The organism is Maribacter hydrothermalis (assembly GCF_001913155.1).
Taxonomy (GTDB): domain Bacteria; phylum Bacteroidota; class Bacteroidia; order Flavobacteriales; family Flavobacteriaceae; genus Maribacter; species Maribacter hydrothermalis.
The window spans coordinates 3,394,278-3,405,612 of record NZ_CP018760.1; the positions used below are offsets into that span (position 1 = coordinate 3,394,278).

Consider the following 11,335-nt stretch of genomic DNA (forward strand, 5'->3'; position numbering starts at 1 on the left):
TTGAGTTAAGATTTAGTAATTTCGTTGGCTTAAATTTTTCGATGTCTTCAAAAATAAATAAAATAGCAGTACTGACTTCAGGTGGTGATTCTCCAGGCATGAATGCCGCTATAAGATCAGTTGTTCGTACCTGTGCCTATATGAAAGTAGAATGTATAGCAATCTACAGAGGGTATCAAGGTATGATAGAAGGAGATTTTAAAGTAATGGACGCTCGTAGTGTCAATAACATTATTAATAAAGGAGGTACTATTCTGAAGTCTGCCCGTTGTGATGATTTTAGAACGCCCGAGGGTAGAAAAAAAGCGCACGATGAACTTTTAAAAGCGGGTATCGATGCCTTTGTTGTTATCGGTGGTGACGGCAGTTTTACAGGAGCCATGGTTTTTAATAAGGAATATAACTTTCCTGTAATTGGTATTCCTGGTACAATTGATAATGATATTTTCGGTACCACATTTACATTAGGTTTTGACACTGCACTTAATACAGTTGTAGAATGTATTGATAAGATTCGGGATACAGCTAGTTCTCATAACAGGCTTTTCTTTGTAGAGGTAATGGGTAGAGATGTGGGTCATATTGCCTTAAATGCAGGAGTTGGTGCAGGTGCAGAGGAGATATTAATACCAGAGGAAAATTTAGGTTTGGATAGGTTGTTAGAATCTTTAAAAAGAAGTAAAGAGTCTGGTAAATCATCAAGTATTGTAATTGTTGCTGAAGGTGATAAATCTGGTAAAAATGTATTTGAATTAAAAGAATATGTTGAAGAACATTTGCCAATTTACGATGTTCGTGTATCTGTTTTAGGTCACATGCAAAGGGGTGGAGCGCCCTCTTGTTATGATAGAGTGTTAGCCAGTAGAATGGGAGTAAAGGCAGTAGAGGCCCTGTTAGCAGGTAAAACTAGCTTAATGGTTGGCATTCAGGATAACAAGTTAACGTTAACGCCAATTAACAAGGCTATTAAAGGGCATACAAAGATTGATAAGGAACTTATAAGAGTTTCAGAGATAATGACTACATAATATTAAATAATTAAAATAGAGAAAATGTCAAATTTGAAAATAGGAATTAACGGTTTTGGAAGAATAGGTAGATTGGTATTCAGAACTACGGTAAAACGTGGTGATGTTGATGTAGTAGCTATCAATGATTTATTAGATGTTGAACATTTAGCTTACTTATTAAAGTACGATTCAGTTCATGGTAAGTTCGATGGCACTGTTGATGTAAAAGATGGAAACTTAATTGTAAACGGTAAAACTGTACGAATTACTGCTGAAAGAGATCCAAAAAATTGTAAGTGGGATGAAGTAGGTGCTGCAACAGTTGCAGAATGTACCGGTATTTTCACAACTTTAGAAACTGCCCAATATCATATTGATGGTGGTGCCAAGAAAGTTGTTATATCTGCTCCATCTAAAGATGCTCCGATGTTTGTAATGGGAGTAAATCATAAAGAAGTTAAATCTTCAGATACTATTGTATCTAACGCATCTTGTACTACAAACTGTTTAGCGCCTATGGCTAAGGTATTGAATGATAAATTTGGTATCGAAGAAGCTTTAATGACTACAGTACATGCAACTACAGCTACACAAATGACGGTTGATGGTCCTTCTAGAAAAGACTGGAGAGGTGGTAGAAGTGCAATGTTGAATATTATACCTGCATCTACAGGTGCTGCTGTAGCAGTAACTAAAGTAATCCCAGCATTGAAAGGAAAACTTACAGGTATGGCATTTAGAGTTCCTACTGCAGATGTTTCTGTAGTTGATCTAACTGTACGTTTAGAAAAAGAAACTTCGTACGAAGAAATTAAAAAGGCATTTAAAGCTGCCTCGGAAGGGGAGTTGAAAGGTGTATTAGGATATACCGAGGAAGACGTGGTTTCTCAAGATTTTATAGGTGAAACTCATACAAGTGTTTTCGATGCTGGTGCAGGAATTGAATTGAATTCTAAATTCTTCAAATTAATTTGCTGGTATGATAACGAAGCTGGTTTCTCCAATAAAATGGTAGATTTAATTCAGCACGTAAATACTTTATAACCTTCATTTAAGTAAAACAAAGATATATCCTGAAAATGAGGCATTTTTTCCTTATTTTCAGGATTATTTTTTAAAGACATTAGGCATATGATTTTAATAGTAGATAGTGGCGCAACCAAATCTGATTGGATTGCCTTGGATGAAAAAGGCGAACAACTTTTTTTTACACAAACTCTAGGTTTAAGTCCTGAAGTTTTAACGAAAGATGTTATTGAAGATCGTTTAGCTAATAATTTTGAACTTTCTAAAAACCGTGAAAAAGTATCTCATCTTTATTTTTATGGAGCAGGTTGTGGTACGGATCGAATGAAAACCTTCCTTAAAAGTATTTTTAAAGACTTTTTTCCGAATGCGAAAGCAGATGTAAAAGAAGATACCTATGCAGCAATATTCGCTACAACTAGAGTTGGGCAACAAGGTATTGTGTGTATTTTAGGTACAGGGTCTAACTGTAGTTATTATGATGGTAACCAATTATTTCAAAAAGTAATATCCTTAGGTTATATTCCTATGGATGACGGTAGTGGAAATTTCTTTGGACGCAAATTAATACGTGATTACTACTTTCATAAAATGCCGGCAGATTTAGCGCATAAGTTTGCAAAACAGCACGATTTAGATGCAGATGTGATTAAAGAAAATTTATATAAGCAGCCTAATCCAAATACCTATTTAGCGACTTTTGCACGATTTCTAATTGAAAATAAGGAACACCCGTATTCTAAAGGCGTAATAGATAAAGGTTTTCAGCAATTTATAAATAATTACATAATGCAATTTGAATTGGCTACAAAAGTGCCTATTAACTTTGTGGGCAGCATAGCGCATTATCTTAAAGATGAATTAACCTCTGTATTATTAAGAAATGATTTAGTCGTAGGCGTAATTAGACAAAGGCCTATTGAAGGGTTGGTAGAGTTTCACCGAGCTAATATGTAATAATTTACTCGATAACCGAGATTAATATAAAACGGGGCTTGCTCGCTCTTAACGTTCGGGCGAGCTTCAAAATATTAATGGTTTAGGTTTTTGAGAATGCCTCACAGACTTACCTGTAAAGTAGATTACTTTACAGCAATCATAGAAATTTCAACATTTACATATTTGGGTAAATTTGCAACTTCAACAGTTTCTCTGGCAGGTGCTGTTTCTGCGTTAAAATAAGAAGCATAAACCTCATTTACTTCTGTAAATTGTTTCATGTCGCTTAAAAATATTGAAGATTTTACAACATGTTCAAAGGTCATTTCCGCTTCGGTTAAAATGGCCTTTAAATTTTCCATAGACTGTTTTGTCTCCATTTTAATATCTCCAGAAACTAATTCTCCATTGTTAGGATTTAAAGGTATTTGACCAGAAATATATAATGTGCCATTACTTAAAATTGCTTGGTTGTATGGGCCTATTGGAGCGGGAGCGTTCGGTGTGTTTATAATTTTTTTCATGATGTTTGATTTAAATTTGTTCATTAGTTTTGACTTCTGTTTTCCCACTTAAGGTCTTTTAATATTGATGAATCTATACCAATAAAAAAGTACCATCTTTTGTACTCACCAAATGGGGTCCAGTTAAAACGCATTGTAAAACTTTTTAGATCTCTTTGAAAACGTAATTGTGTCAATGTAAAGCCTTGGTTTTTAAAATCATATCCTGAAGATCCCCCAACAGACCACCTTGGTGCTAATTCAATATCTCCGGAAAACATTAAAGAATGGCTGCTAAATTCATTTTGTCTTGCTGAGTTGTTATAACTGGCAGAGTAGGCTAATCTAAAGTTCCATGGTATTTTTGTACCAAATATGGGGTTTTCAACATCAGAATTTTTATCGTCTTTTCGAATAGGGTTGTCATTAAAGCTATCGGCTCTACCAAAAAGGTCATCATCTCTGCCGCCACTTTGTGCAACATAATCAAACGGATCTTCCTCTTCTTCTTTATCCTTTTCATCTTTTTTACCGAACATTTCACTGCTTATAGAATAAGAAACGTTCGCATTTGCCCTTGTTAATCTAAACAAACTACCTCCATTGTCAATATTCCAAGTATCTATTCTGGTTCCATTATTGTCTATGGCATATGGGTCTAAACCTGCTGAAAAGTTTATGGACATTTTATTGTCGAGAATATTTGTGCCCCCGTTAATACTTAATGGGCTTATTCGTAATGAATCTGATTCAAAATTATAACCTGTAGAAATATTTAAATTACTAAGTAGTGATACCTTCTTTGGTTCTGTTTTAGTTGAATCCTTATCTCGAACCTTGGCTTCTAATGTATTTGCTAAAGAAAATCCTAAGCTATTAGATTTGCCAAGGGAAGGTGCGCCATTGAGCGTACCTTGAAAGCGACTAAATTGGACTACATCACCATCTCCATCTAAGTACTCATCGTAGAATTGGTCAAAAGAAGGGGCATACCCATAACTTAAAGAGGGGCGCAGTGTATGCCTTACGGCTTGTATTTTCTTGTCTTCACCGAAATTGAAAGTACCATATAGGGTGGTACCTACGCTTGCACTAAAATTATATTTATTGTAGCGATCAAAACCAGCTATAGTATCTGTTACCACTGTTTCTGATTCAGAATCATATCTTTTATTGTAGGTCTCTAGCGTCCACACATCTTCATAATTACCACCGGCACTTACACTAAAAAATTTGGCTACTTTAAAATTTGTAGCTACTGGAATTCTATGTCTCGCGCCAACTTTTGCATTGTCGAACATTCTGCTGGTAAGAAAGTCATCATCGTTTGTGGTAAGTCTATTCTGTGCGTTTACATCATATTGAAAATTTATATTATCAATAATACCTTTTTTAATTCCATCTCTTTTTACAAAAGGATAAATACGCTCCATACTCGCTTGGAAAGTAGGTAGGCTCATACTTATATTGTCGGCGTTAGTAGTTGTGGCTGTAGGAGACGTTAATTGCGAATGGGTAGCAGTTAAACTCATATTCACTGACGGGTACTCAGGAAAAGTTTTTGAATATGAAATAGATGAGGATAAGGTGTTGTTTTGAGTATTAGGTAAATTCCTTTGCTGAAGCGAATTTCTATAGTATTCGCTACTACCAAGGTTCACAGAAGCCGAAAACCTAGAATTTGGACTTGATTTTGGGTCTTGTGAATGCGAGAATTGTATGTTGTAATTTCTAGACAAGCTATAGTCGCTAAATCCTTTTTGACTACGAACTTGATTTTCATACCTTAAATTAAAATTTCCTCTGTATTTATATCTTTTTGTATATATGGATGCAGATCTAACAGCCCAGCTGCCATTGGTGTAAAAATCTCCCGAAAGCGTTACATCGGCATAGTCCCCCAAAGGAACATAGTAACCCATGTCTTGCAAAAAATAGCCAGTATTTGGGTCGTTTCCAAAAGAAGGCATTAAAATACCGGCAGATCTGCCTACAGTTAAGGGGAAATAAGCAAAAGGCATAGCTATTGGTGTCGGTACATCTGCAATATATAAATTACTAAAACCAGCTATAACCTTTTTTTTAGGTACGAATTTTGCCTTTCTGACTCGTATGTAATAATCAGGATTTATAGTATCTGTAGAGGTTGTTAGTTTTCCTTCGCTTAAGAAATAGACCGAGTCATTTTCTTTTTTGGTAATTTCGGCATAAACCTTCATAGCATCACTGCCTAAAGCTCCAGCTGCCGCTTGTTGTTCTGTTCTGGAATTCCAAATTAATGCTTTTTGCGTATCAAAATTAAATCGTATAGAATCTGGAATTACAATGTTAGACCCTTGTTTAAAATAAGGTAATTGACTATAGTTTCCTAAAGAATCTTTCATTCTTCCGGCATATACTTCATTCTTTATATAATCCATGATTATGACACCAGCCTTTAATTCGGTATCTTGATAGTATATTTCCGCCTCGTTATAAAGGTATATTTTGTTTTCTTTTTGACTTAGTTTTACATAATCTTTAGCTTTATATGTAATTTTGTCTAGTAGTAACGGTGACTTTTTATTAAGTGAATCTTTAGCTAAAGAATCGGCTATAATAGCTTCTTCTATAGCTGTAGCAGGGAATAATGGCGCGGTTATTGAATCTCTTTCTGCTTTAATGTTTAAGGGTGTAATTTTATCTTCTTGCGCAAGAGCATAAAAAGCACTGGCAAAAACTATGAATAGGAAAAGTAAGTATTGTTTGTTTGATTGCAAGGCTATATATCCTATTTTTGTAAAGATTTGAGCATCTAGAGCGTCATTATTTCAGATGTCAAACTTACATATATTTTTTAATCATCAAGTAGGGTGTTACAATAAATTTAACCATAATAAGGGCTATTAATCCCTAATACATATGAAAATAAAATTCAGATATTTCTCTTTAGTTTTAACTTCATCGCTTTTACTTCTTTCTTTTTCGGTACCAGTTGAAGAAAACAATATTAATGACCCTTTTGTGGTTGTCCTAGATGCAGGTCATGGTGGGCATGATCCAGGTAACTTGGGTAACGGCTATTTAGAGAAAAAAATAGCTTTAAATATTGTCTTAAAAGTAGGTGAAATACTTTCTGCTCATAAAGATATTAAAGTTATTTATACTCGTAAAGACGATACTTTTATAGATTTATACGTGAGAGGCGAGGTTGCAAATAAAGCAAATGCAGACTTATTTGTGTCCGTACATTGCGATTCTCATACATCAGATGCTCATGGAGCGGGCACTTTTGTACTTGGCCTACATGCAAATAAGCAAAACTTTGAGATTGCTAAGAAAGAAAACTCTGTTATTTATCTTGAAGATAATTATGAGAATAGATATGCTGATTATGATATTAACTCGCCAGAATCGGTTATCGGTCTAACCATAATGCAAGAAGAATTTTTAGATCAAAGTGTAGCTCTGGCAACGATGATTCAAGATAATTTTTCTAATTCTTTAAAGAGAACTGACAGAAAGGTAAAGCAGGCTGGTTTTATTGTTTTACATCAAACTTTTATGCCAAGTGTGTTGGTTGAAACAGGTTTTTTAACGAATAAGGAGGAAGGTGCTTATTTAAATTCAAGTAAAGGGCAAAATGATATGGGAAATGCGATAGCCAAGGCTATATTGCATTATAAGGAAGGGGTACAGCCTTCTGTAAATTCAGTTGCAAATAACGTTGAAAAGCCTAAAAATCAACCAGATAACAAGGAAATTATTAATAAAGTAGAAGAAAAAAAGAATGATGCCAGTGAGATAGTTACTGTAGTTAAAAAGCAAGAACCGGTCAGTGACATTATGGTTAAGGAAGAAGTAAAGCTGACAGTTATTGATGATAAAATTAAGGAAGCTATAAACCCTAAAGAAGTTGCAAATTCAATTGTATTTAAAATACAAATAATGGCCACAAGTAAAAACTTATCACTTAATCCAGGTAACTTTAAGGGACTATCAAATCTTTCTCAAGAGCCTTTTAAGAATTTATATCGATATATGTATGGTGAAACAAGGTCTTATAGAGAAGCTGAAATGATGCAATCCTTAGCACGCGATAAAGGATATGCTACCGCTTATATTGTTGCATATAAACTTGGTGAAAGAATACCCATAAAAGATGCAATGGATGAGGTTTCTGAATTTACCCCTTAAAGTGTAAATTTTATTCCTAATTTTGAATGGACTAAAAAAATAATTGCTTGAAACTATCTAGAGAATTAAAAACAGGAATTATTGTAATTGGAGGAATTCTATTATTTATAATGGGATTCAGCTTTTTAAAGTCATCGCCTATTTTTGATAATAGCAAAACTTTTTATGCTGTTTATCCAAATGTTGGCGGACTTCAATCGGGAACCTCAGTTTCAATAAATGGATTTAATGTTGGTAAGGTGATCAATATTAAATTTTTAGATGAACAAGGAAATTTATTAGTAACATTTAATGTTAGTAATGAGTTTGAATTTTCAAAAAATAGTACAGTAGAGTTATATGATACTGGAATTATTGGGGGTAAGGGACTACAGATTAAACCTGTTTTTGATGCTACGGATTTGGCACAGTCGGGAGATACCTTAATGACTGAGACAAGACCCGGAATTACTGATTTGGCTCAGCAAAAATTAACGCCATTGGTTCGCAAATTCGAATCTGCGATTTCTGGTGCGGATTCTGTTCTGGTTAATGTAAATTCTGTTTTGGATGAAAAAACAAAAATAGAATTAAAGGAGGTTATTGGTGGACTAAACGCTTTAATAACAAGTCTTAATGGTAGCGCTTCATCATTAAATACTATTTTGAAAGACAACGATGAAAAGCTAGATAATTCATTTAAGAATTTTGAAATACTTACAGCTAATTTTGCTAAGCTTTCAGATTCGTTAAATTCAGCAGGATTAGGTCGTACTTTGGCTAGTTTAGAATCGACTATGGCGAGTTTGGATAAAGTAACTAACAAAATTGAAAGTGGCGATGGTACATTAGGACTGCTTATGAATGATAAAGAAATGTACACGAACTTAACCAATGCATCAAGAGAATTAGATTTGCTATTACAAGATTTTCGACTTAATCCAAAAAGGTATGTTAACGTTTCTGTTTTTGGTAAAAAACAGAAAGAATACGAATTGCCGGAAGATGATCCTGCAGCAAATACTATAGAGAAGTAAAGAAGATTAATTTATATGCACTATCTCCCAAATATTATTTTTATTATCCTATTAATTGTAGGAATAGGCTTTTTCGTGAAAAATGTTTTAAAGTTAAAGCGAAATATTTTTTTAGGTAAAGAGGCTTCAATTACAGATAATAAATCACAGCGCTGGAAAAATATGGCAAAGATTGCCCTTGGACAATCTAAAATGGTAGTACGCCCTATTGCGGGTGCTTTGCATATAATTGTGTACGTGGGCTTCGTAATTATAAATATTGAAGTTTTAGAAATAATCTTGGATGGTATTTTTGGTACGCATAGAATGTTCGCATTTTTAGGTCCAGTTTATGATATTTTAATAGGCTCTTTCGAAATACTGGCACTACTGGTAATTCTAGCAGTTGTTGTTTTTTGGATTAGAAGAAATGTTATTAAATTAAAAAGATTCTTGAAACCAGAAATGAAAGGTTGGCCTAAGAGCGATGGTAACATGATTCTTTACATTGAGCTGGTTTTGATGGTACTTTTTTTAACCATGAATGGTGCAGACTACCAATTACAACAAATGGGCGCTGATCATTATGCTGCTGCAGGTTCATTTCCTGTTAGTAGTTTAATTGCTCCTATGTTTGAAGGAATGTCTGTTTCAAGTCTCGTATTATTAGAGCGTACAGCTTGGTGGTTGCATATTGCAGGGATTTTATTTTTCCTTAACTATTTATATTATTCCAAACATTTACATATTCTATTAGCGTTTCCGAATACATATTACGGTAAGTTAACACCTAAAGGACAGTTTAAAAATTTGCAATCTGTAACCGACGAAGTACGTATGATGATGGATCCCGATGCCGATCCATATGCGGAACCTGCAGATGATGCCGTTGTCCCAGATAAGTTTGGTGCATCAGACGTGCAAGATTTAAGTTGGGTTCAATTATTGAACGCATATACGTGTACAGAATGCGGACGATGTACGAGCGAGTGCCCTGCAAATCAAACAGGAAAAAAATTATCGCCTCGTAAAATTATGATGGATACTCGTGACCGACTTGAAGAAGTTGGTAAGAATATCGATGCAAATAAAGGTGAGTTTAAAGATGACGGTAAACAATTATTAAACGATTATATTACCCCAGAAGAATTATGGGCATGTACATCTTGTAATGCTTGTGTTGAAGCCTGCCCAATAAGTATTGATCCACTTTCTATTATTATGGATATGAGACAATATTTAGTAATGGAACAATCTGCGGCTCCGACTGATTTGAATAATATGATGGGTAATATTGAAAATAATGGAGCACCGTGGCCATTTAATCAAATGGACCGCTTAAACTGGAGTAAAGAATCTTAAATAAAGATATGGCAAGTGAACTAAAAGTGCCAACAATGGCCGAATTTTTTGCTTCCGGCACGGTACCTGAAGTGTTATTTTGGGTAGGCTGTGCAGGTAGTTTTGATGATAGAGCAAAAAAGATAACAAAAGCTTTTGTTAAAATATTAAATAAGGCAAACGTATCATTTGCAGTTTTAGGTACAGAAGAAAGTTGTACTGGGGATCCAGCAAAACGAGCAGGAAATGAATTTCTATTTCAAATGCAGGCAGTTACTAATATTGAGGTACTAAATGCATACGAAGTAAAGAAAATTGTTACAGCTTGTCCGCACTGTTTTAACACCATTAAAAATGAGTATCCAGGTTTGGGTGGTAACTACGAGGTAGTACATCATACGCAATTCTTGAAACAACTACTTACTGAGGGCAGAATATCAATGGAAGGTGGAGCTTTTAAGGGAAAGCGTATAACTTTTCATGACCCTTGTTATTTAGGTAGAGCCAATGATGTTTACGAAGCACCACGAGATTTAATTAGAAAATTAGATGCTGAGTTGGTTGAAATGAAAAGTTGTAAGCAAAGAGGTCTTTGTTGTGGTGCTGGTGGAGCACAAATGTTTAAAGAACCGGAAAAGGGCGATAAGGATGTTAATATTGAACGCACTGAACAGGCTTTAGAAACTAAACCTGAAATAATTGCTGCCGGCTGTCCGTTTTGTAATACAATGATGACCGATGGAGTGAAGAACAAAGAAAAGGAAGCTTCAATTGCGGTAATGGATATTGCTGAATTGATTGCAACTGCCGAAGATTTATAATATTTTAAATTAATTAATTTGCTAGTAGAATTTAATATATTACCAGAAACAGCTAGAGTTTGGATCTATCAATGCAATCGTTCATTTTCTGATGCCGAAATTGTTGATATCAGTTCAGATTTAGATTCTTTTTTGGAATCATGGACGGCACATGGCAATGATTTAAATGCTGGTTATGAGCTTAAATATAAGCGGTTTATTATTATTGCTTTAGACCAAACAAGCCAAGGGGCTACTGGTTGTTCTATTGATGCATCGGTACATTTTATTCAAGCCTTGGAAAAAAAATATGATGTTCTTTTACTTGATAAAATGAATGTATCGTATAAGCAAGGAGAATTTGTAGCCTATAAAAGTCTATTAGATTTTAAAGCGATGGCTAAACAAAAAGCAATATCTAAAAATACCATTGTATTTAATAATTTGGTCACAAATAAAGGAGAATATCAAGAGCATTGGGAAGTGCCGGCTTCTGAGAGCTGGCATGCTCGGTTTTTATAACATAAATTCTTCACAACGTGCAT

10 protein-coding genes are annotated in these 11,335 nt (G+C 34.5%); 8 read left to right on the forward strand and 2 right to left on the reverse strand.

Annotated elements, in window-relative coordinates; translation table 11 throughout:
• Nucleotides 1-41 precede the first annotated feature (41 nt).
• The 3 genes from pfkA to BTR34_RS14680 all read left to right on the forward strand — a co-directional run bounded on the left by pfkA (nt 42) and on the right by BTR34_RS14680 (nt 2,993).
• Nucleotides 42-1,028 (forward strand): 6-phosphofructokinase, encoded by a 987-nt coding sequence (pfkA, locus tag BTR34_RS14670; protein ID WP_068482533.1) that lies wholly within the window; start codon nt 42-44, stop codon nt 1,026-1,028.
• A 24-nt stretch (nt 1,029-1,052) separates the two neighbouring features.
• Nucleotides 1,053-2,054, forward strand: a complete 1,002-nt coding sequence (gene gap / locus BTR34_RS14675; RefSeq protein WP_068482531.1) for a type I glyceraldehyde-3-phosphate dehydrogenase — start codon at nt 1,053-1,055, stop codon at nt 2,052-2,054.
• Between the two features lie 87 nt (nt 2,055-2,141).
• Nucleotides 2,142-2,993 carry an N-acetylglucosamine kinase gene (locus BTR34_RS14680; RefSeq protein ID WP_068482528.1) on the forward strand — a complete coding sequence of 284 codons (852 nt, stop codon included), beginning with the start codon at nt 2,142-2,144 and terminating at the stop codon, nt 2,991-2,993.
• Between the two features lie 125 nt (nt 2,994-3,118).
• Here the strand turns inward: BTR34_RS14680 and BTR34_RS14685 are convergent, their stop codons facing one another.
• Both BTR34_RS14685 and BTR34_RS14690 read right to left on the reverse strand, forming a co-directional pair.
• The gene (locus tag BTR34_RS14685) at nt 3,119-3,499 is read right to left on the reverse strand and encodes a RidA family protein (RefSeq protein ID WP_068482807.1); all 381 of its coding nucleotides are present in this window, start codon (nt 3,497-3,499) and stop codon (nt 3,119-3,121) included.
• Nucleotides 3,500-3,522: 23 nt separating this feature from the next.
• Nucleotides 3,523-6,237 carry a putative LPS assembly protein LptD gene (locus tag BTR34_RS14690; RefSeq protein ID WP_068482525.1) on the reverse strand — a complete coding sequence of 905 codons (2,715 nt, stop codon included), beginning with the start codon at nt 6,235-6,237 and terminating at the stop codon, nt 3,523-3,525.
• A gap of 142 nt (nt 6,238-6,379) precedes the next feature.
• Between BTR34_RS14690 and BTR34_RS14695 the strand changes: the two genes are divergently transcribed.
• The 5 genes from BTR34_RS14695 to BTR34_RS14715 are packed head-to-tail and all read left to right on the forward strand — an operon-like array spanning nt 6,380 to nt 11,312.
• Entirely contained in the window at nt 6,380-7,654 is a 1,275-nt protein-coding gene (locus BTR34_RS14695; RefSeq protein ID WP_068482522.1) for an N-acetylmuramoyl-L-alanine amidase family protein, read from the forward strand.
• Between the two features lie 47 nt (nt 7,655-7,701).
• Nucleotides 7,702-8,670 (forward strand): MlaD family protein, encoded by a 969-nt coding sequence (locus BTR34_RS14700; protein ID WP_068482519.1) that lies wholly within the window; start codon nt 7,702-7,704, stop codon nt 8,668-8,670.
• Nucleotides 8,671-8,685: 15 nt separating this feature from the next.
• Nucleotides 8,686-10,011 carry a (Fe-S)-binding protein gene (locus BTR34_RS14705; RefSeq protein WP_068482516.1) on the forward strand — a complete coding sequence of 442 codons (1,326 nt, stop codon included), beginning with the start codon at nt 8,686-8,688 and terminating at the stop codon, nt 10,009-10,011.
• 8 nt (nt 10,012-10,019) lie between these two features.
• Nucleotides 10,020-10,811 carry a (Fe-S)-binding protein gene (locus tag BTR34_RS14710; RefSeq protein WP_068482514.1) on the forward strand — a complete coding sequence of 264 codons (792 nt, stop codon included), beginning with the start codon at nt 10,020-10,022 and terminating at the stop codon, nt 10,809-10,811.
• Nucleotides 10,812-10,829: 18 nt separating this feature from the next.
• The gene (locus BTR34_RS14715; protein ID WP_068482511.1) at nt 10,830-11,312 is read left to right on the forward strand and encodes an ABC transporter ATPase; all 483 of its coding nucleotides are present in this window, start codon (nt 10,830-10,832) and stop codon (nt 11,310-11,312) included.
• Nucleotides 11,313-11,335 lie beyond the last annotated feature (23 nt).